The 26,538-nt window shown below is 66.0% G+C and carries 22 protein-coding genes and 1 pseudogene; 14 read left to right on the top strand and 9 right to left on the bottom strand.

What is annotated here, in order from left to right:
- Positions 1-152 precede the first annotated feature (152 nt).
- The 4 genes from AC1DOX_RS03840 to AC1DOX_RS03825 are packed head-to-tail and all read left to right on the top strand — an operon-like array spanning position 153 to position 5,342.
- Positions 153-2,465: an FdhF/YdeP family oxidoreductase gene (locus tag AC1DOX_RS03840; RefSeq protein WP_441615212.1), complete on the top strand. Its 2,313-nt coding sequence runs from the start codon at positions 153-155 to the stop codon at positions 2,463-2,465.
- Positions 2,466-2,517: 52 nt separating this feature from the next.
- A complete protein-coding gene (gene fdhD, locus AC1DOX_RS03835) occupies positions 2,518-3,408 on the top strand; it encodes a formate dehydrogenase accessory sulfurtransferase FdhD (protein WP_441615632.1) in 891 nt (296 codons plus the stop codon).
- Positions 3,409-3,468: 60 nt separating this feature from the next.
- Positions 3,469-4,896 (top strand): aminotransferase-like domain-containing protein, encoded by a 1,428-nt coding sequence (locus AC1DOX_RS03830; RefSeq protein WP_441615210.1) that lies wholly within the window; start codon positions 3,469-3,471, stop codon positions 4,894-4,896.
- A complete protein-coding gene (locus tag AC1DOX_RS03825) occupies positions 4,893-5,342 on the top strand; it encodes a hypothetical protein (RefSeq protein WP_441615208.1) in 450 nt (149 codons plus the stop codon). The genes AC1DOX_RS03830 and AC1DOX_RS03825 overlap by 4 nt, the downstream gene beginning before the upstream one ends.
- Here the strand turns inward: AC1DOX_RS03825 and AC1DOX_RS03820 are convergent.
- Genes AC1DOX_RS03820 through wrbA form a run of 3 tightly spaced genes read right to left on the bottom strand, consistent with a single transcriptional unit; the run spans position 5,316 to position 7,816 of the window.
- The gene (locus AC1DOX_RS03820) at positions 5,316-6,749 is read right to left on the bottom strand and encodes an FAD-binding oxidoreductase (protein WP_441615206.1); all 1,434 of its coding nucleotides are present in this window, start codon (positions 6,747-6,749) and stop codon (positions 5,316-5,318) included. The two genes, AC1DOX_RS03825 and AC1DOX_RS03820, sit on opposite strands and share 27 nt — an antisense overlap.
- Positions 6,750-6,779: 30 nt before the next feature.
- A complete protein-coding gene (locus AC1DOX_RS03815) occupies positions 6,780-7,217 on the bottom strand; it encodes a DUF2069 domain-containing protein (RefSeq protein ID WP_441615204.1) in 438 nt (145 codons plus the stop codon).
- Positions 7,214-7,816, bottom strand: a complete 603-nt coding sequence (wrbA, locus tag AC1DOX_RS03810) for an NAD(P)H:quinone oxidoreductase (RefSeq protein WP_092138216.1) — start codon at positions 7,814-7,816, stop codon at positions 7,214-7,216. Before wrbA ends, AC1DOX_RS03815 begins: the two co-directional genes overlap by 4 nt.
- Positions 7,817-8,018: 202 nt before the next feature.
- Here wrbA and AC1DOX_RS03805 point away from each other — a divergent pair, with 202 nt between their 5' ends.
- Positions 8,019-9,449, top strand: a complete 1,431-nt coding sequence (locus AC1DOX_RS03805) for a YihY family inner membrane protein (RefSeq protein ID WP_441615201.1) — start codon at positions 8,019-8,021, stop codon at positions 9,447-9,449.
- A gap of 139 nt (positions 9,450-9,588) precedes the next feature.
- Here the strand turns inward: AC1DOX_RS03805 and AC1DOX_RS03800 are convergent, their stop codons facing one another.
- The 3 genes from AC1DOX_RS03800 to AC1DOX_RS03790 are packed head-to-tail and all read right to left on the bottom strand — an operon-like array spanning position 9,589 to position 12,117.
- Positions 9,589-9,906, bottom strand: a complete 318-nt coding sequence (locus tag AC1DOX_RS03800; protein WP_441615199.1) for an Mpo1-like protein — start codon at positions 9,904-9,906, stop codon at positions 9,589-9,591.
- Positions 9,907-9,952: 46 nt separating this feature from the next.
- On the bottom strand, positions 9,953-10,801 hold the full coding sequence (locus AC1DOX_RS03795; protein ID WP_441615197.1) for an alpha/beta fold hydrolase: 849 nt from the start codon (positions 10,799-10,801) through the stop codon (positions 9,953-9,955).
- A complete protein-coding gene (locus AC1DOX_RS03790; RefSeq protein ID WP_441615195.1) occupies positions 10,801-12,117 on the bottom strand; it encodes an O-acetylhomoserine aminocarboxypropyltransferase in 1,317 nt (438 codons plus the stop codon). Before AC1DOX_RS03790 ends, AC1DOX_RS03795 begins: the two co-directional genes overlap by 1 nt.
- Positions 12,118-12,353: 236 nt before the next feature.
- On the opposite strand from AC1DOX_RS03790, the gene AC1DOX_RS03785 reads away from it, so the two are divergent.
- The 5 genes and pseudogenes from AC1DOX_RS03785 to AC1DOX_RS03765 form a co-directional block, all read left to right on the top strand.
- Positions 12,354-12,800 carry a CBS domain-containing protein gene (locus AC1DOX_RS03785; RefSeq protein WP_092138211.1) on the top strand — a complete coding sequence of 149 codons (447 nt, stop codon included), beginning with the start codon at positions 12,354-12,356 and terminating at the stop codon, positions 12,798-12,800.
- A gap of 125 nt (positions 12,801-12,925) precedes the next feature.
- Positions 12,926-14,827, top strand: a complete 1,902-nt coding sequence (locus AC1DOX_RS03780) for an MFS transporter (RefSeq protein WP_441615192.1) — start codon at positions 12,926-12,928, stop codon at positions 14,825-14,827.
- A gap of 80 nt (positions 14,828-14,907) precedes the next feature.
- Positions 14,908-15,690 (top strand): glutathione S-transferase family protein, encoded by a 783-nt coding sequence (locus AC1DOX_RS03775; protein ID WP_441615190.1) that lies wholly within the window; start codon positions 14,908-14,910, stop codon positions 15,688-15,690.
- Between the two features lie 59 nt (positions 15,691-15,749).
- Positions 15,750-16,859, top strand: a complete 1,110-nt coding sequence (gene aroC, locus AC1DOX_RS03770; protein WP_441615188.1) for a chorismate synthase — start codon at positions 15,750-15,752, stop codon at positions 16,857-16,859.
- A 169-nt stretch (positions 16,860-17,028) separates the two neighbouring features.
- Positions 17,029-18,218 (top strand): annotated as a pseudogene (locus AC1DOX_RS03765) (MFS transporter); the annotation flags it as partial.
- Here the strand turns inward: AC1DOX_RS03765 and AC1DOX_RS03760 are convergent.
- Positions 18,140-19,246 carry an NAD(P)/FAD-dependent oxidoreductase gene (locus AC1DOX_RS03760; protein ID WP_441615186.1) on the bottom strand — a complete coding sequence of 369 codons (1,107 nt, stop codon included), beginning with the start codon at positions 19,244-19,246 and terminating at the stop codon, positions 18,140-18,142. The pseudogene AC1DOX_RS03765 and the gene AC1DOX_RS03760 sit on opposite strands and share 79 nt — an antisense overlap.
- 70 nt (positions 19,247-19,316) lie before the next feature.
- Complete coding sequence (locus tag AC1DOX_RS03755) at positions 19,317-20,018, bottom strand: FadR/GntR family transcriptional regulator (protein WP_441615184.1); 702 nt, start codon at positions 20,016-20,018, stop codon at positions 19,317-19,319.
- A 386-nt stretch (positions 20,019-20,404) separates the two neighbouring features.
- Here AC1DOX_RS03755 and AC1DOX_RS03750 point away from each other — a divergent pair, with 386 nt between their 5' ends.
- Entirely contained in the window at positions 20,405-21,340 is a 936-nt protein-coding gene (locus AC1DOX_RS03750; RefSeq protein ID WP_441615182.1) for a flagellar brake protein, read from the top strand.
- Between the two features lie 81 nt (positions 21,341-21,421).
- Here the strand turns inward: AC1DOX_RS03750 and AC1DOX_RS03745 are convergent, their stop codons facing one another.
- Positions 21,422-23,101 (bottom strand): electron transfer flavoprotein-ubiquinone oxidoreductase, encoded by a 1,680-nt coding sequence (locus tag AC1DOX_RS03745; protein WP_477113987.1) that lies wholly within the window; start codon positions 23,099-23,101, stop codon positions 21,422-21,424.
- 390 nt (positions 23,102-23,491) lie between these two features.
- On the opposite strand from AC1DOX_RS03745, the gene AC1DOX_RS03740 reads away from it, so the two are divergent.
- The 3 genes from AC1DOX_RS03740 (at position 23,492) to AC1DOX_RS03730 (ending at position 26,491) form a co-directional block, all read left to right on the top strand.
- The gene (locus tag AC1DOX_RS03740) at positions 23,492-24,277 is read left to right on the top strand and encodes an SDR family oxidoreductase (protein ID WP_092138203.1); all 786 of its coding nucleotides are present in this window, start codon (positions 23,492-23,494) and stop codon (positions 24,275-24,277) included.
- Positions 24,278-24,563: 286 nt separating this feature from the next.
- On the top strand, positions 24,564-25,190 hold the full coding sequence (locus AC1DOX_RS03735; RefSeq protein WP_441615178.1) for a TRAP transporter small permease: 627 nt from the start codon (positions 24,564-24,566) through the stop codon (positions 25,188-25,190).
- Positions 25,187-26,491 (top strand): TRAP transporter large permease, encoded by a 1,305-nt coding sequence (locus AC1DOX_RS03730; protein WP_441615176.1) that lies wholly within the window; start codon positions 25,187-25,189, stop codon positions 26,489-26,491. The genes AC1DOX_RS03735 and AC1DOX_RS03730 overlap by 4 nt, the downstream gene beginning before the upstream one ends.
- Positions 26,492-26,538 lie beyond the last annotated feature (47 nt).

The following is a 26,538-nucleotide window of genomic DNA, read 5'->3' as shown; positions in this document are numbered from 1 at the left end:
AATGGTGCAAACTGTACTCTTCAATCCGTAGCTGTACTGTACGTTCCTCGGATCACTTTTCGGGCCTAGTCTGCATCCATCGCTTCGGGTGCTCTGGAAACACGGAAAACCGGGCCGGGCACTCGGGCAATTGTTCAGGAAGTCGCCCCCCGATGAGTACTCCGACCCCCGAAAAGGGACATGTCGCGCCCTACACGCACCCGGCCGCTGGCTGGGGCGCCCTCAAGTACGTTGCCATCAACCTGATCAAGGAGAAAGTTGCAGGCGGCAAGTACAAGACACTGTTCAAGCAGAACCAGCCCGACGGCTTTGACTGTCCGGGTTGCGCCTGGCCGGACAAGCAGCACGCGTCGACCTTCGAATTCTGCGAGAACGGTGTCAAGGCCGTGGCTGCGGAAGCCACCAGCAAGCGGGTCACGAACGACTTCTTCGCGAAGTACACGGTGACCGAGCTAATGCAGCAGTCGGACTACGAGCTCGAGCAGCATGGCCGGCTGACCCATCCGGTGGTCTACGACGCCGTCACGGACAAGTACGTGCCGGTAGCCTGGGACGATGCCTTCGCGCTGATCGCCAACCACCTGCGCAAGCTGGATGACCCGGATGCCGCCACGTTCTATACGTCAGGCCGGGCCAGCAACGAGGCCGCCTTCCTGTTCCAGCTGTTCGTGCGGATGTACGGGACCAATAATTTCCCCGATTGCTCGAACATGTGCCACGAGGCCACCAGCCGTGGCTTGCCGGTGACGGTGGGCGTGGGCAAGGCCACCGTGCTGCTGGATGATTTCCAGCTGGCCGATGCCGTGCTGGTGTTCGGCCAGAACCCGGCCACCAACCATCCGCGCATGCTGAATGAGCTGCGCGATTGCGCAAAGCGCGGGGCGACGATTGTGTCGATCAACCCGCTCAAGGAGCGCGGCCTGGAGCGCTTTACCAGCCCGCAGCACGCCACCGAAATGCTGACGGGGTCCAGCACGAAGATCGCGTCGATGTTCGTCCGGCCCAAGCTGGCCGGCGACTTCGCGCTGATCAAGGGCCTCGGCAAGCGTGTGATCGAGCTGGATGACGCCGCCATCGCCACGGGCAACAGGCACGTGGTGGACGTTGACTTCATCGCGCAGCACACGGCTGATTTCGAAGCCTTCGCGGCGGATCTGCGCGCCGAGAGCTGGGCGGACATCGTGGCCGATTCGGGCGTGACGCGCGAAGACATCGACGCGCTGGCGGATGTCTACGTGAAGAGCGAGCGCACCATCGCCTGCTGGGGCATGGGCCTGACTCAACACAAGAACTCGGTCCGCACGATCCAGATGCTGTCCAACGTAATGATGCTGCGCGGGAATATCGGTCGCCCGGGCGCCGGGCTGATGCCGGTGCGTGGCCATTCCAACGTGCAGGGTGACCGCACGATGGGCATCGAGGAGCAGCCGGACGGTGCCTTCCTGGACCGACTGGGCGCCACGTTCGGCTTCGAGCCGCCGCGCGAGCACGGCCAGGACGTGGTCGGTGCGATAAATGCGATGCTGGCGGGCAAGGTGAAGGTGTTCGTGGGGCTGGGCGGCAATTTCTCGATCGCCACGCCGGACACGCCGCGCACCTGGGAGGCGCTGCGCCAATGCGACCTGACCGTCAATATTGCCACCAAGCTCAACCGCAGCCATCTGGTGATCGGCAAGGCGTCGCTGCTGCTGCCGACGATGGGCAGGACGGAGATCGATCTGCAGGACGGCGTGCCCCAGGGTGTGACCGTGGAAGACTCGGTCTGCATGGTGCATATCTCCTATGGGATGAACAAGCCGGCATCGCCCGACTTGCTGTCCGAGACCGCGATCGTCGCCCGCATGGCCGCCGCGACGCTCGGTTCCGAAAAGGTCGACTGGCTCTGGTACGCGCAGGACTACGCGCGCATCCGCGACGCCATCGAAAAGGTGATTCCGGGCTTCGAGCAATTCAACGCACGCGTGAACCAGCCGGGCGGGTTCCACCTGACGCCGGCTTCGCGCAACCGCGTGTGGAAGACGGCGTCCGGCAAGGCCCAGTTCCTGGTGCATGCGATTGACAAGGACACCCCGATCCAGCGTGCCCGCGCGGCATACGGCGACGACCTGATGGTGATGATGACCACGCGGTCGCACGACCAGTACAACACCACGATCTATGGCCTGGACGATCGCTATCGTGGCGTGTTTGGTCTGCGTCGCGTGGTGTTTATCAACCCGGTGGATCGCGAGCGGCTGGGCTTTGCCGAGAGCGAGCGCGTGGACATCACCAGCGTCTGGGAAGACGGCATCACGCGCCACGCGCAGGACTTCCTGCTGGTGGACTACGACATTCCTGCCGGCTGCCTGGGTGCCTACTATCCGGAAACCAATCCGCTGGTGCCGCTGGAGAGCATCGGCGACCGGTCCGGCACGCCGACGTCGAAGTCGATCCCCGTGCTGCTGGCACGAGCCGGCGGCGCCTGATGGCCCTCCGGAGACACGCATGAACTCATCGTCCCGGGAGCCCGCCGCGACTCTGGCGCCGTCATCGTTGCAGTCGCCGCTCGGTTATCAGCAGCGGAGCACTCACCGCCACAAGGGCGACCTGAGTACGCTCGACCTTGACAACGTGGCCGAGGAGGTGCCGGTAGCGCTGGTTTACAACGGCATCTCCCATGCCGTGATGATGGCGACGCCGCTGGACCTGGAAGCATTCGCCTTTGGGTTCTCGCTGACCGAGGGGATCGTCGACGGCGTCAAGGAAATCTACGATGTCGAGGTCGTGCCGGGATGCGACGGCATCGAGGTGCGTATCGACATCAGCCAGCGCGCCTTCATGGCGATGAAGGCACAGCGCCGGGCGCTGGCCGGGCGCACGGGCTGCGGGGTCTGCGGCATCGAGAGCCTCGAGCTGCTGGACCTGGCGCCTGTGCCGATGGCGGTGCCGCGTCGCCGGATCGAGCCTTCCCGCGCGACGATGCAGCGTGCTGCCGCCGGGCTGCCTAGCCACCAGGTCCTGATGCGTGCCACGGGCGGCGTCCATGCCGCGGGCTGGTGCGCGCCTGATGGCGAAGTGCTGTGCGCCTTCGAGGATGTGGGCCGTCACAACGCGATGGACAAGCTGATCGGCCACTTGGCGAAGCGCCGGATGCCGATGGATGACGGCTTCGTCTTCTTGTCCAGCCGCGCCAGCTATGAGCTGGTCCGAAAGGCGGCACGCATGCAGATCCAGATGCTGGCGACGATTTCCGCACCGACTTCGCTGGCCATCCGCATCGCCGAACAGGCCGGTCTGCGTCTGCTGAGCTTCTGCCGCAAGGACGGGTTCGTCGAATACACAGGTGTCGCGCCGGCCACGCCCCAGGCCGGTCCGGCCGCCGGGACGGATTTCGTATTACGATCTGAGCCGCTGGCGCTGCCGGGCTGAAGACTGGCCTGCCGATCGCCAGCGTCCAGACAACTCCAGACGTGGCGAAAGGTTGGCGGTGTGACTCTGTATGAAAAGCTTGCGGCCGACATCGAGGCGCTGGTGCAGCAAGGCGTCTTGCTGTCCGGGGAAAAAATCCCCTCGGTGCGCCAGGCGGCCCAGCACCACCGCCTGAGCATCACGACGGTAGTCCGCGCGTATCTGCTGCTGGAATCGCGCGGCATCCTGGAAAGCCGGCCCCAGTCCGGGTACTTCGTGCGCTCCCGGCCCGGCGAGCCCACCATCGAACTGCAGCCAACCCGCCCGGCGGCCAGGCCGTCGCCGGTGGATGTGAGCGCGCTGGTGCTGTCGACGCTGCGCTCGATCCGCGCCGACGATGCCATTCCGCTCGGCTCGCCATACCCCGACCCCAAGCTGTTCCCCTGGCAGCGGATCATCCAGTATGCCAACACCATCGGCAAGCGCTATGACACGTGGAACCTGCTCGATGACCTGCCACCAGGGTCGCCGCAACTGATCCGCCAGATCACGCGGCGCTACCTGGAAAACGGCTACGCGGTCGATCCCAACGAGGTGATCGTGACCATCGGTGCCACCGAGGCGATCAACCTGTGCCTGCAGGCGGTGGCCAAGCCGGGCGACACCATTGCCGTGGAGTCGCCAACCTACTATGCGATGCTCCACGCCATCGAGCGGCTGGGCATGCGCGCCGTGGAGGTGGCTACCGATCCGGTGGAGGGCATCGACGTCCAGGCACTGGCGAAGCTGATCGACGAGCGCCCCATCGCCGCATGCATGGTGATGCCGAATTTCCAGAACCCGCTCGGGTTCCAGATGTCGGACGCGCGCAAGCAGGAACTGGTGACGCTGCTGACCGCGCGCGACATTCCGGTGATCGAGAACGATGTCTATGGCGAGCTTTACTACGGGGATGCCCATCCCACGTCGCTGAAGGCCTACGATACGGCCGGTATCGTGCTGCATTGTTCGTCGTTTTCCAAGACGCTCACCAACGCCTACCGGATTGGCTGGGCGTTACCGGGACGGTACAAGGAGCAGGTCGAGCGGCTGAAATTCCTGAACACGCTGACCACGCCGGCCATTCCGCAACTGGCCATCGCCGAGTTCCTGAAGAACGACGGCTACGACTATCACCTGCGCCGTGTGCGCAAGACCTACGCGCAACAGGCCAACATCATGGCCGCCGCGGTGCGGCGATTCTTCCCGGCGGGGACGCGGGTCTCGCGCCCGGCAGGGGGCTATGTCCTGTGGGTGGAATTGCCGGAAGAGGTCGACGCCATGGCGCTCTACCATGCGGCGCTGGAGCGGCGGATCACCGTGGCGCCGGGGCATATCTTCTCGCCAGTGCCGACCTACACCAACTGCATCCGCCTGAACTACAGTGGCGCATGGTCGGCGGAGGTGGAGTCCGCCGTCGTCACGCTGGGCAAGCTGGTGGCGTCACTACAAGACAAGGAGACAGAATGATGCGCAAATCCAACCGGGGCGATGCTGAAACGGACGCCCCCGGGATCGACGAGGCAGCAGACGGACAAGACGGACAAGAGGACGGACTAGACAGCGTCGGCGGACTGGACCCGGCGCTGGCCGGCATCCTGGACGTGCTCTGGCGCGAGGCGCAGATGCCCGAAGGCAAGGTGCTGTCGCTGGCGCGGATCAGCAAGCGGGCTTCGGTGCAGATGAGCGTGCTGCGTCGCGTGCTGACCCAACTGGCCGACGCGGAACTGGTCGTCATGACGATGGAAGAGGATGGCCGGGGAACGGCCAGCCTCACGCCGGAAGGCGAGGGGCTGTGCAGCCAGTTGTTCGGCGGCCCGGATGTGGGTCCGGAGGCCGATCCGGAGATGGGTCCGGATCAGGATCCGGATGCCAACCGATCGGCCGGATCAGATGACCTTCCCCGGATTCATTAGCCCCTGTGGGTCCAGCGCCTGCTTGATGGCCCGCATCATCGCCAGTTCCACCTCGCTCTTGTAGCGCTGGTTCTCCTCGCGCTTAAGCTGGCCAAGGCCGTGCTCGGCGGAAATCGAGCCGTTATGCGCCTGCACGCTGTTGTGGACGACCAGGTTGATGGCGTCCTGGTGCATCAGGAATTGGTCGTTATCGACACCCACCGGCGGCGATACGTTGTAGTGCAGGTTGCCGTCGCCAAGATGGCCGAAGGTCACCATCCGCGCACCGGGGAAGGCATCCTGCAGCAGCGCATCGGTGGTCTCGATAAAGTCGGCCACGCGCGAGATCGGCACGGCGATATCGTGCTTGATGTTCTTGCCTTCCTCGACCTGGGCCAGCGGAATGTGCTCGCGCAGGTTCCAGAAATCGCGCGACTGTTGCACGGACTCGGCGACCACCGCATCGATCACCACGCCGCCCGCGAACGCGGTTTCCATCATCTTTTCGAAGATCGCGCGCGCGTGTTCCTCGCCTTCGCTGTCGGACAGTTCCAGCAGCACCAGTTGCGGGTGCGTGGCGTCGAACGGGTAGCGTAGTTGCGGGAAGTGCTTCGTCACCAGTTCCATGCATAGCGCGGACATCAACTCGAAGCCGGTCAGCATCGCGCTGGCGTGTGATTGCGCGATGGCCAGCAGGGCCAGCGCCGCGCGCGGGCTCTGCACGGCGGCCAGCGCCGTGACGCGCGCGCGCGGGGCCGGAAACAGTTTCATGACGGCCGCCGTGATGATCCCCAGCGTGCCTTCGGCGCCGATGAACAGGTCACGCAAGTCGTAGCCCGTATTGTCCTTGCGCAGGCCGCGCAGGCCGTCCCAGATCTCGCCCCTGGCCGTCACCACTTCCACGCCCAGGCACAGTTCACGCGTATTGCCGTATCGCAGAACCGCGGTGCCGCCGGCGTTGGTCGACAGGTTGCCGCCGATCGTGCAGCTACCCTCGGCCGCCAGGCTCAGTGGGAACAGCCTGCCATGGGCCTGCGCCGTTTCCTGCAACTGCTGCAGGATCACACCGGCTTCCACGGTGATCGTGTTGTTCAACGGATCGACGTTGCGGATGCGGTTCATGCGCTGCAGCGACAGCACGACCACACCGTTTGCCGCCGCCTCACCGGCGGCCGGCGTCGCGCCGCCGCACAGGCCCGTGTTGCCGCCCTGAGGCACCACGGCCAGCTTGTGGGCATGGCAGGCATGGGCCACGGCGGCGACTTCCTCGGTGGAGCCAGGACGCAGCACGGCTACCGCGTCGCCCGTATAGCGCCGGCGCCAGTCGGTCAGGTAGGGCGCCTTGTCGGTGGCATCCGTCAGCACGTTTTGTGGGCCCACCGCGGCGCGGCAGAGATCGAGGAACGAGTCGAGGTGCGAGGCGGTCATGGCAGGAATGGAAGTTTCGGCGACGGCAACTTACCGGGGCGACGAGGGTGACGAGGGCGGCGCGACGGTATCCGACGCCTTCTGTGCCTTGGCACGTCGCTTGTAGGGTCGCAGGTAGAGAATCGTGCTGAAGAAAAACAGCACCGTGAGAGCGACTTCCGCCCACGCCAGGGTAGACGACGGCGCGCGGTCGCTGGTGGCGCGCACGATGCCTTCGGTGAAATACAGCAGGATCAGCATCGACGACCACTGCATAGTGTAGCGATTGCGCGTCAGAACGCCGCGCAATACCGGCAGCAGCAGGATGCACTTCAGGACCAGCCACGAGCCGCCCGGGCGCAATGGTGCGAGGAACCATTCCCAGGCGATGCACAACGCCATCAGCGCGATCACGCTGCCCACGCTCAGGCGCCATAGCCCGGGGCTGTGCAGGTCGCCGTCGCGTGCTGAGGCGTCGGCGGGTGTCATCGCGCGGCCCCGGCCAGCTTCAGCGCCGTTTCGGCCAGCCGGCGTCCCATGGCGGTCGCCAGCGCGGCTTCGTGGTCGGTTACCGGGCCGTGGTTGTCCACGTGGGCATGGTGGCTCGGGCCATAGGGCGTGCCGCCGGCCGTCGTCGTCATCAGGCCGGGCTCGGAATAGGGCAAGCCCATCAGCAGCATGCCGTGGTGGAACAGCGGCAGCATCATCGACAGCAGCGTGGTCTCCTGGCCGCCATGCAGGCTGCCGGTGGAGGTGAACACGCAGGCGGGCTTGCCGGTGAGCGCACCGGACAGCCATTGGGCGACGGTGCCGTCCAGGAAGTACTTCATTGGCGCGGCCATGTTGCCGAAGCGGGTGGGGCTGCCGAGCGCCAGGCCGGCGCACTCCTCGAGATCGCGCAATTCCGCGTACGGCGCGCCTTCGGGCGGGATATCGGGTGCAGTGGCTTCGCAGACCGTCGAGACTGGCGGCACGGTGCGCAGGCGCGCTTGGGCGCCGGGCACGCTCTCGATGCCGGTCGCGATCAGTTCGGCGAGTTTGCGGGTGCTGCCGTGGCGGCTGTAATAGAGGACGAGGATGTCGGTCATGGATGGGCTGGCAGTCCGCCGGCCGGCCGTGTTGCCGGCCAGGGCGGGCGCGGCCCGGAACGGCGCCGCAAAACAATGCGCGTATTATAGTTGGGCCCTCGCGTCGGGTGCCGGATGCGAGACGCGTTCGACGAAATGTCGCACGTTTCCTTGATCCGGTGGCCCTCACCCCTCGTTTTCAGATAATGGAGCTTGCCCCCGCATGACAGCCGCACGCATCGCCCGCCTGCGCAGGGAATGGAACCTGCAGAAGGTGCGCGCACTCGCGCGCTACGCGCTGCGTCGCGCCGGCGAGGATCGCCTGCCGCAGGTGTCCGCCAGCCTGACTTTCACCACCGTCCTGGCCGTGGTGCCGGTGCTGACCGTGGCGTTCGCGCTGCTGGCCGCGTTTCCGGTGTTCCGCGATTTTCGCGGCCAGATCGAGGGCTTCCTGTTCCAGAACCTGATCCCGGGCGGCAACATCAGTGACTCGGTCTCGCGCTACATCGGCCAGTTTGCCAAGAGCGCGCGCGGGCTGACCGCGCTGGGCCTGGGCGGCCTGATGGTGACGTCCGTGCTGACGATGCTGACCGTGGAAGACGCGCTCAATGCGATCTGGCGCGTCAAGCGGCGGCGTCCGCTGGCGCAGCGGGTGCTGGTGTTCTGGGCTGTGCTGACGCTGGGGCCGGTGCTGATCGGCGCTAGCCTGTCCATCAGTTCGTACCTGATCTCGGTCTCGATGGGCTACGTCGGCAATCTGCCGATGGGGATGGGTCTGATGGTCAGCGCCGTTCCTGTGCTCCTGTCGGCACTGGCGTTCGCCTTCCTCTATATGGCGGTGCCCTACGCCTATGTGGATTGGCGCGACGCCATCATCGCTGGGCTGGTTGCCGCCATCGCCTTCGAAGTCGCCAAGCGCGGCTTCGGCTACTTCATCACTCATATTCCTACCTACACGGCGGTCTACGGCACGTTCGCCGTGTTGCCGCTGTTCCTGTTGTGGATGTACGTCAGCTGGCTGGTGACGCTGCTGGGCGCCACGATTGCGGCCAATCTGCCGGTCATCCGGGAAGGCCACTGGCGCCGCCGCACGTTTGCCGGCAGCGAGTTCTTCGACGCGCTTGGCGTTCTGTACCTGCTGTACCGCGCCCGCGAGGAGGTGCCGCGCAGTGTTGGCGAACTCGACATGGGCCGCAAGCTGCGGATGGAGGCAGACTACCTGGCTGGCCTGCTGGCAAAGCTCAAGGGGATGCATCTGGTCGGCAAGCTCCAGCAGGATCGTGGGCAGGCACACTGGGCGCTGCTGTGCGATCCATCGCACGTCACGCTGCGCATGCTGCATGACCGGCTGGTGCTGAACCTGGCGCGCCTGCCTCGGACGGCGCTGGCGCAGCAGATGCAGGGCGTGGACCTGCTGAAATCGATGCTCGACAACCCTCAGCTGGACCAGTCGCTGGAGGCCGTGTTCCGCCAGCAGGCGTCGGCGCCGGCGGCCAATGAGGCGGGGCGAGAGGACCGTAAGGACGGCAAGGGCGATAAGGGTGATACGGGCGGTGAGGGTGGTGAGGGCGGAAAGGCCGCCAAGGCCGACGAGGGTGGCGGCCAGCGTCGTACGTTCGAAGTGGTGCCGCCGGGCTGGCACGGCCAGGTCTGACGGCGGCTCTCACGCCATGCGTCAGCAGGACCGGCCCGCTGGCATCGTCAGACTCGAATCGTCACCGATCTGATTCGTTGCAATATCGACCATACCGGTCTGACCGGCACCCTCCGGTCAAACCGGGACCATCACCCGGTCAGAACGGAATCCGGCCCCGCCAGATATCCGCGTACATGACCCAGTCGCCCATCAGGCTGTAGATCGGGTGGCGGAACGTGGCCGGCCGGTTTTTTTCGAAACCGAAGTGGCCAACCCATGCGAACGCATAGCCGGAAACTGCCGCACCGAGCAGCCACCACGCGTTGCCCGTGGTCATCAGCGCCACGAGGCAGAGCAGGGCGACCGTCGATCCGACGAAATGCAGGCGCCGGCAGGTCCGGTCGCGGTGTTCGTTCAGGTAGTAAGGGTAGAAGGCGGCAAAGCTCTCAAACTCTTTGGCGTGGGCGTGAGGCATGGTGGTCTCCGGCGGCTCCCTGACGTTGTCGTTGTTGTCACACCTGCTATGACGCTCGTGCCTGCGTCGGCGTGCCGCTCGCCACGACTTTCCGCGCGAAGGCTGCCAGCGTGTCGAGGACTTCGTCCGGCTTTTCTCCCATCATCGCGTGCCCGCAAGGGACGGTGGCGACGGCGGCACTCGCCATCCTGCTGGCCAGTCCCTGGGCGGCCTTGGGCGACGTCATCATGTCCTTCGACCCCACCACAAACAACGCCGGGCAGGCCACCGACGCCGCCGCTTCCTCGCCATGCGCATAGGCGTTGCAGGCGGAGAAATCATTGTGGAAGACATGGGCGCCCGGATTGCGCGCGGCCACGCGCTCCATCAGCCGCTGGCTGCCACCGTGCATCCACGCGCCGGGGCCTGGCGAGGACGGCTTATTGGCGAGACTGGAGATCGACCACTGGTTGACCATCGCGATGGCTTCGTCTTCGCGGTTCAGCGCGGCATCGAGCAGCGCATCGGAAACCTTCATCGGATAGGCCGTGGCCAGCAGCCCGATCGCGCGCACCGCGTCGGGATGGCGCGTGGCGCACTCGAGCGCGATCAGTGACCCCATGCTGTGGCCGAACACCAGCGCAGGCGCCTTGACGCCCGCGGTTGCCACCAGCGTCATCACCCAGTCGGCCATCGACTCGACGGTGGTCAGCGGTGCGCCCTGGCTGCGGTTGTGGCCGGGGAGGTCCACGGCCAGCACGGAGAAGCCGTGGTTGGCAAACCAGCGCGTTTGCAACGCCCACACGCTGTGATCGTTTTGTGCGCCATGCACGAAGACGGCGCAGGGCAGGGCGGGATCGAACGGCTTGCCGCCGGTGTAGGCATAGGCCTTCTGGCCGGAAACATTCAGTTCCATCAGGCTTTCCCTCCCTTTGCGCCGCCGCTCATGGCCTTCTCCGCGGCCTTCAGGCCGCGTTTCAGGTCGTCGATCAGGTCGTCGGGGTCCTCCAGCCCGATCGACAGCCGGATCGTGCCTTCGCCGATGCCGGCCGCGCGCAGCGCCGCGGCATCCATGCGGAAGTGCGTGGTGGAAGCCGGGTGGATCACCAGCGAGCGCGCATCGCCCACGTTGGCGAGGTGTGAGAAGAGCGAGAGGCTTTCGATGAAGCGCTGCCCGGCCGTGCGGTCGGCCTTGAGATTGAAGCTGAACACCGCGCCGCAGCCGCGCGGCAGCAGGCGTTTGGCCAACGCATGGTCCGGGTGCGACTCGAGCTCGGGGTAGGCCACGGATTCCACCATCGGATGGCCCGCCAGGAACTGCACCACGCGGCGCGTGTTGTCGACGTGGCGGCTCATCCGCAGCGGCAGGGTCTCGATGCCTTGCAGCAGTTGCCACGCGGCCATGGGGTTCATGCAGGCGCCGAAGTCCCGCAGGCCTTCGCGCCGCGCGCGCAGCAGGAACGGCGCCACCGTGCTTTCCTCGGTGAACACCATGTTGTGGAAGCCCTCGTACGGCTCCGACAGTTCCGGGAAGCGGCCGGATGCCTCGAAATCGAACGTCCCGCCCTCGGCCAGCACGCCGCCGATGGTGGTGCCGTGACCGCCCAGGAACTTGGTGGCCGAGTGGTAGAGCAGGCCGGCGCCGAGGTCGAACGGGCGCAGCAGGTAGGGTGTGGTGAATGTGGAGTCCACCAGCAGCGGAATCCGGTGGTCCTGGCCGATCTGGGCCACGGTCTCGATATCGAGCACGTCCAGCCCCGGATTGCCCAGTGTCTCGCCGAACAGCAGCCGGGTCTCGGGGCGGATGGCGGCGCGCCAGGCGTCGATGTCGCGCGGATTGACGAACGTGGTCTCGATGCCGAACCGGCGCAGTGTGTAGTGCAGCAGGTTGTGCGATCCGCCGTAGAGCGCGGTGGAGGCCACGATATGCGACCCCGCGCCCATCAGCGTGGCCACGGCCAGGTGCAGTGCGGCCTGGCCGGACGCCGTGGCGATGGCCCCGGCGCCGTTTTCCAGCGCGGCCACGCGTTCCTCCAGCACCGCCACGGTCGGATTGCTGATCCGGGAGTAGACATGCCCGGCGCGTTCCATGTTGAACAGCGACGCCGCATGCTCGCTGTCGCGGAATACGAAGGACGTAGTCAGGTGAATAGGTGTGGCCCGGGCCCCCGTGGCGGGGTCCGGGGCGGCGCCGGCGTGCAGGGCCAGCGTGTCGAATCGGGTACCGGACATGGCAGTTCGCTCGTTGTTGTCTCCGTCCGGCATCCTAGCACCGCGCGGCATGTGCGCAATTGGGGGGATTCTCAATCCGAGCCCGCTCGGGAAGTCTCGCTCGCTTTACTTGAGGCGGCCGTTTGGGCTAGCATCGCCGCATGGGCATTGCCCTCACAACGACAAACAAGCCCCCACGGCGGGACGCCGGCGCACACGGCGCCAGGCCTTTGCAACGCGGCAGCGGAGACACCACCATGAAAGTCAGTGACATCCTGCAGATCAAGGGCAATACGCTCTATACCGTCACGCCGGATACGTCCCTGCTGGTAGCCATCCATACGATGGCCGAGCACGACATCGGATCGCTGGTGGTCATGGAGTACGGCGACCTGGTCGGCATGCTGACCTTCCGCGAGATCATCGAGACCGTGGCCGCCAACGGTGGCACGCTGGGTACCCATAGCATCCGCAAGGTCATGGACGACGCGCCGCTGACCTGTACGCCGGAAACCGACGTCAACGAGGTGCGCCGCATGATGCTGGAGCGCCACACGCGCTACCTGCCGGTGCTGGACAGCCGCACGCTGATGGGCGTGATCTCGTTCTATGACGTGGCCAAGGCGGTGGTCGAGGAGCAGAGCTTCGAGAACCGCATGCTCAAAGCCTACATCCGCGACTGGCCGGAAGAAAAAGCCGACTGACAACGCCGGCTGGTTTTTGCGCAACATTTTGCGCAACAGTCTCATAGCCGGCGCCGCCGGGCGCTGGCATGATGGCGGCGAACTGAAGCCCCGGCGGTCGCCGGGGTCCACCAACGCCTGCCTCCATGAGCCAACAAAGCCAGTTCCGCCTCCTTGGCGTGCGCCGTTTCGCCCCGTTTTTCTGGACACAGTTCCTCGGGGCCATGAACGACAACGTCTTCAAGGTCGCCTTCACCTCGCTGGTCACCTACCATACCGCGCTGTTCGAGGGGGTGGATGCCCATAGCGCGGCCTTCCTGATCTCGGCGATCTTCATCGCGCCGTTTGTCCTGTTCTCCGCCACCAGCGGCCAGATTGCCGACAAGATCGAGAAATCGCGACTGATCCGGCTGGTCAAGTCGCTGGAGATCGGCATCATGTTGCTGGGGCTGGCCGGATTTGCCTGGCACAGTGCCCCGTTGCTCTATCTCGGCACCTTCCTGATGGGGCTGCACTCCACGCTGTTCGGCCCCGTCAAGTTCGCCTACCTGCCACAGCATCTGGACTCGACCGAGCTGGTGGGCGGCAACGGGCTGGTGGAAATGGGCACCTTCGTCGCCATCCTGATCGGCACGCTGCTCGGCGGGGAGCTGGCGGGCGTTACACGCGGCGGCATGGTGGTCGGTCCGCTCTACGTGGGCATCGTCTGCGTGGCCATCGCCGTGGCCGGGCGCGCCGTGTCGCAAAGGGTGCCGCTGTCGCCCGCGCCGCAGCCGGACCTGCGCATCAACTGGAACCCGTTCACCGAGACCTGGCGCAACCTGGCGCTGGCGCACGAGCGCCGCGTCGTATTCCAGAGCCTGCTGGGGATTTCCTGGTTGTGGTTCCTTGGCGCAACCTTCCTGACGTCGTTCTTCAGCTTTGCCAAGGATGTGCTGGGCGGGGACCAGAACGTGGTCACGCTGTTGCTGGCGATGTTCTCGGTGGGTATCGGCACGGGGTCGCTGCTGTGCGAGCGACTGTCGGGCCGCCACGTGGAGATCGGCCTGGTGCCGTTTGGCTCGATCGGCATGACGGTGTTCGCGGTCGATCTCTACCTGTCGACGCACGGCCAGACGGCAGGCCCCGCGCTGACCGGCATCGGTGGATTCCTGGCATATCCGGGGCACTGGCGCGTGCTGGTGGACTTGTTCTGCGTGGCGATGTTCGGTGGCTTCTACAGCGTGCCGCTGTACGCGCTGATCCAGAGCCGTTGCGCGCCGACGCACCGCGCGCGGATCATCGCCGCCAACAACATCCTGAACAGCTTCTTCATGATCGGCGCCTCGTTACTCGGCGTATTCATGACGCAGGCCGGCTACACGATTCCGCAACTGTTCCTGGTGGTCGGGCTGCTCAACGCAGTGGTGGCGATCTACATCTACACGCTGGTGCCCGAATTCCTGCTGCGCTTCATCGCCTGGATCCTGGTGCACACGGTCTACCGGCTGCGCCGCGTCAACGCGGAACGGATTCCGGACCAGGGCGCGGCAGTGCTGGTCTGCAACCACGTGAGCTTTGCCGATGCGGTGGTGCTGATGGCCGCCAGCCCACGGCCGGTACGCTTCGTGATGGACCACAACATATTCAAGGTGCCGCTGCTGTCGTGGTTCTTCCGCCAGGCCAAGGCGATCCCGATCGCGCCGGCGCATGAGGATCCAGAGATGCTGGCGCGCGCCTACGATGCCGTGGCGGCTGCGCTCGAGGACGGCGACCTTGTGTGCATATTCCCCGAAGGCAAGATCACGGCCACGGGAGACGTCAATCCGTTCAAGAGCGGTGTGCAGCAGATCATCCGCCGCACACCGGTGCCCGTGGTGCCGATGGCGCTGCGCGGGCTATGGGGCAGCTTCTTCTCGCGCAAGGGTGCTCCGGCGATGTCGAGGCCGTTCCGGCGCGGCATCCTGAGCCGGCTGGAACTGGTGGTCGGCGAACCCGTCGCGCCGGATGCCGCCACGCCCGAGGCGCTCCAGCAGATGGTGCTGGCGCTGCGCGGCGACTGGAAGTAACCGGGCAGCAAATCACCGACGGAAGTTACCAAAGGACGTCACTGAAGGAAGTCACTGAAGGACATCACCGAAAGGCGATCATGATCACGCTCTACACCTTCGGGCCGGCTTTCGGGCTGCCCGACGCCAGCCCGTTTGTCATCAAGGCCGAGATGCTGCTTAAGCTCGCTGGCCTGCCGTACCAGACCGGTCGCGGGAACCTGCGCCGCGCGCCCAAGGGCAAGCTGCCCTATCTGGATGACATGGGCCGGATCGTCGCGGACTCCACGATGATCCGCTGGCATATCGAGAAAACCTATCACGTCGACTTCGACAAAGGGCTGACCCCGACGGAACGGGGTGTGGCCTGGGCGGTGGAAAAGCTCCTGGAGGACAACCTGTACTGGGCCGTGGCCCGGGTGCGCTGGCTCGACGAGGGCAACTTCGACCGCGGCCCTGCCTTGTTCTTCAAGAGTGTGCCGGCCCCGCTGCGCGGGCTGGTGACGCGGCTGGTCAAGCGCAAGATCCGCCAGATGCTATGGGCGCAGGGGCTGGGGCGCCATAGCGACGAAGACGCCGCGGCGATGGCCATCCAGGGGGTAACGTCGATTGCCAGCATCCTTGGCGACAAGCCGTACCTGATGGGCGACCGTCCTTGCGGCGCCGACGCCACCTTGTTCGCGTTTGCCGCCAGCCTGCTGTGCCCGATGTTCGAGACGCCGATCCGCACGGCGGCGGCGTCGTACCCGAACCTGCAGGCGTATCTGGCGCGGATGCGGGCGCAGTTTTATCCCGAATTCGTGGGCAGCGGGGTGTTTGCGCCGATGGATGCCGCACCGGCGGGCCGGCCGGAGGCAGTTGCCAGCGCCCAGAACTCACTGTGAATTGGGTTCTCAATGGCCGTACAATGTAGGCTGTCCCCAATCTCTGTGCGGTTCCCATCATGTCTGGCAACACCCTCGGCCTGCTTTTCACTGTCACCACGTTCGGCGAATCGCACGGCCCCGCAATCGGTGCCGTCGTGGACGGCTGCCCCCCGGGCATGTCGCTGACGGAAGCTGACATCCAGATCGACCTGGATCGCCGCAAGCCCGGCACCTCGCGTCATGTGACGCAGCGCCAGGAAGCCGACCAGGTGGAAATCCTCTCCGGCGTGTTCGAAGGCAAGACCACGGGCACGCCGATCTGCCTGCTAATCCGCAATACTGACCAGCGCAGCAAGGACTACGGCAACATCGTCGAGACGTTCCGTCCCGGCCACGCCGACTACACCTACTGGCACAAATACGGCATTCGCGACCATCGCGGCGGCGGCCGCTCGTCGGCCCGCCTGACCGCGCCCGTGGTGGCTGCGGCGGCCGTGGCCAAGAAGTGGTTGCGCGAACACTACGGCACCGAGATCCGTGGCTACATGTCGCAACTCGGCGAAGTGGAAGTCCCGTTCATCGACTGGAAGCACGTGCCGGAGAATCCGTTCTTCGCGGCGAATGCCGACATCGTGCCCGAGCTGGAAACCTACATGGATGCGCTGCGTCGCGATGGCGATTCCGTCGGTGCGCGCATCGAGGTGGTGGCCAGCGGGGTGCCGGTCGGCCTGGGCGAGCCGCTGTTCGACAAGCTCGATGCGGACATCGCTCATGCCATGATGGGCATCAATGCCGTCAAGGGTGTGGAGATCGGCGCCGGGTTTGCCAGCGTGTCCCAGCGCGGCAGCGTGCATGGCGACGAACTTACCGCCGAGGGCTTCCGCACCAACAACTCGGGCGGCATGCTCGGCGGCATCTCGACGGGCCAGGACATCTCGGTGTCGCTGGCGATCAAGCCGACGTCCAGCATCCGCACGCCGCGCGAATCGATCGACAAGGCCGGCCAGGCCGCGACAGTCGAGACCTTCGGTCGCCACGATCCCTGCGTGGGCATCCGCGCTACGCCGATTGCCGAGGCCATGCTGGCCCTGGTGCTGATGGATCACGCGCTGCGCCACCGCGCCCAGTGCGGCGATGTGCGCGTGGAGACGCCGCGCATTCCGGCGCAGACGCCCGCCAAGCCCTGATTTGGGCCGCGCTCGGGACGGCAGCGGCGACCACCGGGGCGGTCAGGCCTCGGCGGGCAGCGCGTCCGCCACGCCGCCCGATAGCGCTTTCACGCCGGGATCGATCGATCCCGCGACCTACCTCCGCTTCGGACTTTTCTACCTCGGCTACTACGGCTACGTAGGCGTTATCTCGCCCTACGTCAGCCTGTTTTTCTCGGACCGTGGCTTTTCGCCGGTGCAGATTGGCGTGCTGATGGCGTGCTTCCAGTTGAGCCGCATCGTCGGCCCCTATCTGTGGGGCTGGCTCTCCGATGTCATGCACACACGTGTGCGCCTGCTGCGGCTGGCGGCGATCAGCTCGCTGCTCGCGTTCCTGATGGTTCCTGGCGTCCACAGCTATGGCGGCATGATGGCGATGATGATCGGGCTCAACCTGATCACCAGCGCGATGTCGCCGCTGGGCGATGCGCTGACGATTTCCACGCTGCGCCGGCATGGCGCCTTCGACCACCGCTACGGGCGGGTGCGGATGTTCGGGTCGGTGGGGTTTATCGGCGCGGTGCTTGCCGGCGGGGCGCTGTTCGAACACTTCGGCATGGTGGCCTTTCCGTGGCTGGCCAGCGGCATGCTGGCGCTGTTTGCCATCGTGGTCCAGGGCATGCGCGACGCGCCCGACGAAGGCCCGCGCGTGCGCCCGCCGCCGGCATTGCCGCTGTTGTGCCGGCCCGATGTGGCGTGGTTCCTGGCTTCGGCGTTCCTGATGATGTTCGCTCACGCGGCGCTCTACGTGTTCTATTCGCTCTACCTGGAGCAGCTGGGCTACAGCAAGCTGGCGATCGGCGTGATGTGGACCATCGGCGTGGTCGCGGAGATCGTGTTCTTCTTCTATCAAGGGCGGCTGTTCGGCAGCCTCGCATTGCGAACGATCCTGGCCGGCACCTTCGTGCTGGCGGCCATCCGCTTTGGCCTGACCGGATACCTCGCCCAGTACGCGTGGCTGATGGCGGCCGTGCAGGTGCTGCATGCCGCCACGTTTGCCGCACATCACAGCGCCAGCCTCAAGCGGTTGCAGCGCTGGTTCGCCGGTCCGCTGCAGGGGCGCGGGCAGGCGCTCTATACGGGCATTTCCTACGGCGTCGGCGGTACGCTGGGTGGGCTGACGATGGGCTGGACGTGGAAGTCGCTCGGGCCGTCGCATACCTTCGGACTGGCCGCCGCGGCTGCGCTGGCCGGCGCGTGCTGCGCCGTGCTGAGTTTCAGCGGCGAGCACGCCGCGGTGCGGCCAGGCTGAATCCGGCTCAGGCCGCCGCGAGTTGCGCCACGCGCTCGGCGATGGCCAATGACGACGTGAGCCCGGGCGATTCGATCCCGAACAGGTTCACCAGCCCGGAGACGCCATGCGTCGCGGGGCCGTCGATGCGGAAATCGGCCGCCACTTCCTTCGGGCCGCTGATCTTCGGGCGGATGCCGGCATAGCCCGGCTGCAACGCGCCGTCCGCCAGCCCCGGCCAGTAACGGCGCACCTCATCATAGAAGCCGTCGGCGTCGTGCGGCGGCACGCTGTACTCGATCTCGTCGATCCAGCGCACATTGGGACCAAAGCGCGCCTGGCCGCCCAGATCCAGTGTCAGGTGCACGCCTAGTCCGGCCGCTTCCGGCACCGGATAGATCAGGCGTGAGAACGGCGCGCGGCCGGCCAGCGTGAAATAGCACCCCTTGGCGTAGTACTGCGGCGGAATGTGTGCGGGCGGCATGCCGTCGATGCGGCGCGCCAGCTCGGGTGCGGTCAGCCCGGCGGCGTTGATCACAGTGCTCGCCAGCAGCGTGGTGGGCCCCTCGGTGCTGCCCACTTCCAGCCGGATGCCGTCAGCGGTGACCGCCCCGGACAGCACCGGTGACTGCACCGCCAGCATCGCGCCGGCGTTCTCGGCATCGCCCAGCAGCGCCGTCATCAGGCCGTGGCTGTCGATGATGCCCGTGGAGGGCGACAGCAGCGCGGCATGGCATTCGAGCTGCGGCTCGAGCGCGCGGGCTTCGTCGCGGCTCAGCGATTGCATGTCGTGCACGCCATTGGCGGCGGCCTTGGCGCGGATGCCATCGAGCGTGGCCACTTGTGCCGCACTGGTTGCCACGATCAGCTTGCCGCAGCGCTGGTGCGCCACATGGTGCGACGCGCAGTAGTCGTACAGCATCGCCTTGCCGCGCACGCAGAGCTCCGCCTTGAGCGAGCCGGCCGGGTAGTAGATGCCGGCGTGGATCACCTCGCTGTTGCGCGCGCTGGTGATGGTGCCAAAGGCGTTCTCGGCCTCGAGGATGATGACCTCGCGGCCCTGCAGCGCCAGGGCGCGGGCGATGGCCAGGCCAACCACACCGGCGCCGATGACGACGCAATCCACTTGTTCCATGAGGGGCTCCTTCTTTGGGTCTCGGTCGTTTGTGTTGATCGCTCGTCGTCGCAATGACTGTGAGCCGTGTTCAGGCCAGGCCCATGCGGGCAGCCGCGGCGGACAGGTGCGCGCCGGCAGCCGCGCGGGCCGCGATCGGGTCGCCGGCGGCGATCGCGTCAACCAGCGCCGCATGCTCGGCATCCGCCGCACGGGGCGTGCCGTGTTGCGCGTCCAGGCGCGCGCTGTTTTCCCACGCAAACTGGCGCGCCACCAGCAACTGCTGGCTGACGAAGTCGGTCAGACCGGTAAAGCAAGGGTTGTGCGCAGCCTGGGCGATGGCATGGTGGAACGCGATGTCTGCCGCAGCCGCGCTCGGAAAGTCGGCGGCGTGCGTCTGCATTGCCGTCAAGGCGGCGCGGATGGCGTCCAGGTCGGCATCGGTCCGGCGCTGGGCCGCCATCTCCGCGCAGGCGGTTTCCACCACGCGGCGCAGTTCGAGCAATTGGGCGAGGGTTGGGCCCCCGTCAGGTTGGCTGGCCACGCGCCAGACCTGCCCACCGGGCGTGTCCGACACATAGGCGCCCGAGCCCTTGCGGGTGACGAGCACGCCATCCGCCTTCAGCAGCGCAATCGCTTCGCGCACGATTGGCCGGCTGACGTCGAAGGTCTCGGCAAGGGCTGATTCGGCCGGCAGGCGGCCACCGGCGGCGAAGCGCCCGGCCGCGATATCGTCGCGCAGCGTCTGGGCGATACGGCTTGGCAGGGAGGCGGGGCGGGATAGGCGATCCATGCGGTGGGGGCGGAGAGTAATGGGTTGTCAGGCTGTCAGACAGACTTGATGTGGGTCAATTCTGGCGACTGGCGGGCCGGCCGTCAAGCGCGAATAAGGGCGATAAGTACGAGTGGCGCGAGATGGGCGGGAGCGCCTGGGACCGGTGCGCAGCGGACACCGCCGCTTGTCGGCGCCATGCCAGCCTGATGTCTGCCCGGCGTTCGACAAATGTCTGCACAAAGGTCTGCCTCATCGGGAGGGTTCAAGCTTTGGCGGCAACGGTCGATAGCAGACACATCAACGGGTGGGTGCTGCATGGGCAGCCACCCATGTCGAACACCATCGCGCCGGTTCTTGAGATCGTTCTCATGCCGGATGTGCCTTCATGGAGACGATTCCGCGCCATGATCCAGCTTTCTCCCCACGACTTGCCCGTCGGGCAGCCGTTACCCTGGTCGCTACTCGACGCAGAGGGCAATCTCATGCTCGGCAGCGGCAGCGTCATTCCGGATGCCCGCGACCTGGCACTCGTGTTTCGTCACGGCACCGTTTGTCGCCCGGATGACATGCCAGACGCCGGCAATGAGACCCGCAATGAATCCGGTACCCATGCGGGCTCCCGGCTGGCCGCCGGTCCGCTCGGCCTGCAGGTCGGCACGCTGCTGCACGTCAAGACGCCGGGCGAGGCGTCGCGCGCCGCCGCCAGCCGGCTGATCGGGTTTGTCGACCAGGGCCTGTTCGTGACGTGGCCGACGCTCGGCGGCCGGGAACTGACGTTGCAGGCCGGTGAAGACCTGCTGCTGCGCGGGTTCTCGGGGCAGTCGATCCACAGTTTCACGTCGACGATCACGGCGGTCTGCCGCAGTCCGTTCCGGTACCTGGTGCTGTCCGGGCCAGCGCAAGCGGAGCAGATGCCGGTGCGCCGAGCGGCACGCGTGCCAACGCGGCTGGCTGCGTATCTGGTTGAGAACACGGATGAGGCCGGTGCGAGAGACGAGCTGCCCGCCGCGGAGGGCGTCGACGTCGACCAGCATGTCATGAACGGTCTGGCGCGCCTGGGGTTGATGTCGGACCTGAGCACCGGCGGTGCGCTTCTGCAGACGTCATCGCCCGCGCCGGCGGTGGGGTGCAAGGTGCGTCTGCGGTTCCAGCTGCGTACGGCGTCGCTGGACAGCGAGATCACCGTCGACGGCTGGGTGCGCAGTGTGTCGGCATCGCAGGAAGATGCCGAGTTTCCGGCCTTCGGCGTGGCCTTCGACGCGTTGGGCGAGCGCGAGCTGACGCTGCTGCAGTGCTTTATCTACGAACAACTGCTGACGAGCACGCGCATGCCGGTCTGATCCGGCCGGGCACCCACATCGGAACGCCCAAAAGAAAAGCCGGCCATGGAGGCCGGCTTTCCTGCGTCGGTCGATCGCGGCTTACATGCCCACGTAGTTCGGGCCGCCGCCGCCTTCCGGCGTGACCCACACGATGTTCTGCGTCGGGTCCTTGATGTCGCAGGTCTTGCAGTGCACGCAGTTCTGCGCGTTGATCTGCAGGCGCTCCTTGCCGTCGTCGTTCTGCACGAACTCGTACACGCCTGCCGGGCAGTAGCGCGACTCGGGTCCGGCGAACCTTTCCCAGTTGATGTCCACCGGCACGCTCGCATCCTTGAGCGTCAGGTGCGCCGGTTGGTTTTCCTCGTGGTTCGTGTTGCTGATGAACACCGAGGACAGGCGGTCGAACGTCAGCTTGCCGTCCGGCTTCGGGTACTCGATCTTCGGGCACTCGGCGGCCGGCTTCAGGTACACGTGGTCCGGCTTTTCACGGTGGATCGTCCAGGGCGGGTTGCGGATGCCCAGCTTCGGCAGCAGCCACTGCTCGATACCGGTCATCAGCGTGGCCGTGGTGCGGCCCTTCTTGAACCATTGCTTGAAGTTCTTGGACTGCAGCAGTTCCTTGTGGAGCCAGCTTGATTCAAACGCGGCAGGGTAGGCAGTCAGCTCGTCGTGCTGGCGGCCGGCCTGCAGGGCGTCATAGGCGGCTTCGGCGGCCATCATGCCGGTCTTGATGGCGGCGTGGCTGCCCTTGATGCGCGAGGCATTCAGGTAGCCGGCGTCGCAACCCACCAGCGCGCCGCCCGGGAACACGGTCTTGGGCAGCGACAGCAGGCCGCCGGCGGTGATSGCACGCGCGCCGTAGCCGATGCGSKTGCCGCCTTCGARATRCTKGCGGATCKMCGGRTGGGTCTTGAAGCGCTGGAATTCCTCGAACGGCGACATCCACGGGTTGGTGTAGTCCAGGCCGACCACGAAGCCAACCGCGACCTTGTTGTCCTCCATGTGGTAGAGGAACGAGCCGCCGTAGGTGGCGGGATCCAGCGGCCAGCCGGCCGTGTGTACCACCAGGCCGGGCTTGTGCTTGGCCGGATCGATCTCCCACAGTTCCTTCAGGCCGATGCCGTAGCTTTGCGGATCCTTGCCGGCGTCGAGCTGGAACTTCGCGATCAGTTGCTTGCCGAGGTGGCCACGCGCGCCCTCGGCGAAGATCGTGTACTTGGCATGCAGCTCCATGCCGAGCTGGAAGTTCTCGGTGGGCTCGCCTTCCTTGTTGATGCCCATGTTGCCAGTGGCAACGCCCTTGACCGAGCCGTCGTCGTTGTACAGGACTTCGGCGGCCGGGAAGCCCGGGAAGATTTCCACGCCCAGCGCTTCGGCCTGCTGGCCCAGCCAGCGCACGAAGTTGGACAGGCTGATGATGTAGTTGCCTTCGTTGTGGAAGCACTCCGGCAGCAGCGGGGCGCCCTTGGAGCCGGTCTCGTCGAGGAATAGGAACTTGTCCTCGGTGACGGGCTGGTTCAGCGGCGCGCCGAGTTCCTTCCAGTTCGGGAACAGTTCATTCAGCGCGCGCGGGTCCATGATGGCGCCCGACAGGATGTGAGCGCCGGGCTCGGATCCCTTCTCCAGTACGCAGACATTGACGTCGCCGCCTTTTTCCGCAGCCAGCTGCTTCAGGCGGATGGCCGTGGCCAGGCCCGCGGGGCCCCCGCCGACGATGACGACGTCGTACTCCATGGCTTCGCGTGGGCCGAATTGCTCCAGGAGCTGTTGCTGATCCATTGTCTCTAACCCTCTGTTTCTTCTGGGCGGCAATACTGCCGCATGATTGCAGCGCGGGATGCGGGCCTGCGGTTGTGGGATGCGGTGATCGTGCTCTGCGGAACCCGGATCGGGCAGGGGGGTGAGGCGCAAGCCGGCGTGGGCGGCCGGAGCGCGGCACGCGCCATCCTGGAGCCATCGGCGGATAACCGGGGCACTCTAGGCGTTTTTCCTCTTTCCCTTTGGAGACCAAGTTCCTAGAATCTTCGGCATTGTCCGGGACTCGACACCCTCAGGCAAGATATTTTTTGGAACGACCGTTCTTTTTTTTGGTATGCTGCCTTCTGCCCATTCATGGCGGGCTGGCGGCGAGCGTCCGGCCGGGCCGGACGCCCCCACACCGAGGTAATCATGGGTTTGTCGATCAATCTGGAAGGCAAGGTCGCGCTGGTGACCGGTGCCTCGAGCGGGCTGGGCACGCGCTTTGCCAATGTGCTGGCGGCGGCTGGCGCCAAAGTTGTGCTGGCGTCGCGCCGCACCGAGCGGCTCAAGGAATTGCGTGCCTCGATCGAGGCCGATGGCGGCAGTGCCCATGTGGTGCGCCTGGACGTGACGGACCCGGCCAGCATTCGTGCCGCCGTGGCCCATGCGGAAACCGAGGCCGGCGCCATCGATATCCTCGTCAATAATTCGGGCGTGTCGACCACGCAGAAGCTGACGGACGTTACCGCTGACGACTTCGATTTCGTCTTCGATACCAACACCCGTGGCGCGTTTTTCGTGGCGCAGGAAGTGGCCAAGCGCATGATCGCGCGGGCCAAGGGTGCGGAAAAGCTCGGCAATCCGCTGCCGCAGGCGCGTATCGTCAATATTGCGTCGGTGGCCGGGTTGAAGGTGCTGTCGCAGATCGGCGTCTACTGCATGAGCAAGGCCGCGGTGGTGCACATGACCAAGGCCATGGCGCTGGAGTGGGCGCGCCACGGTATCAATACCAACGCGATCTGTCCGGGCTATATCGATACGGAGATCAATCACCACCATTGGGATTCCGAGGCCGGCCAGAAGCTGATCCAGATGCTGCCGCGCAAGCGGCTGGGCCAGCCGGAAGACCTGGATGGTCTGCTGTTGCTGCTGGCCTCCGATGCGTCGCGCTTCATCAACGGCGCGGTGGTCACCGCCGACGACGGCATGGTCTGACCTTTTCCCGAATTTCAACAGGGTCCGTCCGCCCCGCGATGCGCGCCACAAGCGCGCGGCGGGGCGTGGCGCGTGAATGTCCAGGGCTTATCCGGTCCCCTTGGGCATGGCGCCAGTCAGAGGGATCCGCGATTCCTCGAATGTCTTGCCCACCAGGGCGGTCTCGGCGCGGGGCGCCAGAATTGGCATAATCCGCTTTGACTTCGAATGAAGTCATTACATACATAAACAAGAAATGCCGCGGCGGCCGCAAGGGCCCGAGCGGACCGGACCGGAGGCCGGGGAGATGGAGCCAGACAGGGAGGCACGGCGCGAGGCCGTGTCGCAACACGTCGTCGAATCGGTGGTGATTCCCGAAGCGGGCGACGAAGCGCGCGACAGCGAATTCCGCTTTTCGCCGCGCATCGAGGACTGGATCGGCGTGATCGTCATGGTGCAGCTGGTGGCCATTACGTTCGCCAACGTGGTGGTCCGCTATTTCACGGACGAATCATTTGCCTGGACCGAGGAATTCTCGGTCTTCCTGATGATCGTGCTGGCACTGGTGGCCGGCAGCGCCGCCGTGGCGCGCGATCGCAATATCCGCATCGAATTCTTCTTCGAACGTGGCAGCGCCGCGCGGCAGAAGCGGCTGGCCATCGTTTCGGCCGTGGCCGTGGCGGTGATGTTCCTGGCACTGGCGGTGCTTGGTGCACGCGTCACGTGGGATGAGTACACATTCGGCGAAACCTCGCCGGGCATCGGCGTGCCAAGCTGGTGGTACTCGGTCTGGCTGCCAGTGCTGTCACTGGCAATCGCCCTGCGCGCGCTGGCACTGGCCCTGCGCAACGTCCGCGCGCTTCGTGCCCTGCATGCGCATGGGGCGACCGGGTCGCCGGTATCCAACGGGGCAAACGGGGAGGGCGCGCCATGACGCTGGTCGCCATTATCCTGTTCGTTGTCTTTATCGGCCTGATGCTGCTGGGCGTGCCCATTGGCGTATCACTGGGCCTGGGCGGACTGGTTGCCATCGGCCTGTCCAACCTCGATACGCAGATGTTCGGCTTGCTGGCCGTGCCGCAGAACTTCTACGCCGGGCTGGCCAAGTACCCGCTGCTGGCGATTCCGATGTTCGTGCTGGTGGGGTCGATCTTCGACCGCTCCGGTGTGGCGCAGCGGCTGGTCACCTTTGCCATCGCCATCGTCGGGCGTGGGCCGGGCATGCTGCCGCTGGTGGCGATCCTGGTGGCGATGTTCCTGGGCGGCATCTCGGGCTCCGGGCCTGCCAACGCGGCCGCCGTGGGCGGCGTGATGATCGCGGCGATGTCGCGCGCGGGCTATCCGGGTTCGTACAGCGCCGCGGTGGTGGGTGCGGCGGCTGCAACGGACATCCTGATTCCGCCGTCGGTGGCCTTCATCATCTACAGCGTGCTGGTCCCGGGCGCCTCGGTGCCGGCGCTGTTCGCGGCGGGCATGATCCCCGGCATCCTGGCCGGCGTGGCGCTGATCGTGCCGGCGGTCTGGCTGGCACGCAAGCACAACATGGGGCATATCGAAGCCGGGCTGCCGCGTCCGCCGTTCTGGAAGAGCCTGCGTGAAGCCGCGTGGGGCCTGGTGGCGCCTTTCCTGATTCTGGGCGGCATGCGTGCCGGCTGGTTCACGCCCACGGAGGCCGCCGTGGTGGCCGTGGTCTACGGCCTGTTCGTCGGCATGGTGATCTATCGCAGCATCGGCATGCGCGACCTGTTCGTGATCTTCCAGGAAGCGGCCGAGACCTCCGCGGTCATCCTGCTGGTCGTGGCGCTGGCCGGCATCTTTGCCTACGCGTTGTCCACGCTGGGTGTGATCGATCCGCTGGCCAACGCCATCGCGCACTCGGGGCTGGGCGAATACGGCGTGCTGGCGCTGATCGTGCTGCTGCTGATGACGGTGGGCATGTTCCTGGACGGCATCTCCATCTTCCTGATCTTCGTGCCGCTGCTGTTGCCGATTGCCACGGCATTCCACTGGAACCCGGTGTGGTTCGGCGTGGTGCTGACGCTGAAGGTGGCGCTCGGCCAGTTCACGCCGCCGCTGGCCGTGAACCTGATGGTGTCCTGCCGGATCGCCCGGGTGCGCATGGAAGAAACCGTGCCCTGGGTGATCTGGATGCTGCTCGCGATGTTCATCGCGATGCTGATGGTGTTGGCCTATCCGCCGCTGGCGACCTGGCTGCCCGAGTATCTGGGCTACTGACCGAGTCATTCATCACGATCGACGTACCACAAGACTGAAAAGAGGAG

The sequence above is a fragment of the Cupriavidus sp. 01L415 genome (assembly GCF_056400065.1).
Note: the sequence above shows the minus strand (reverse complement) of the source record. Positions and strands in the feature narration are given on the sequence as shown.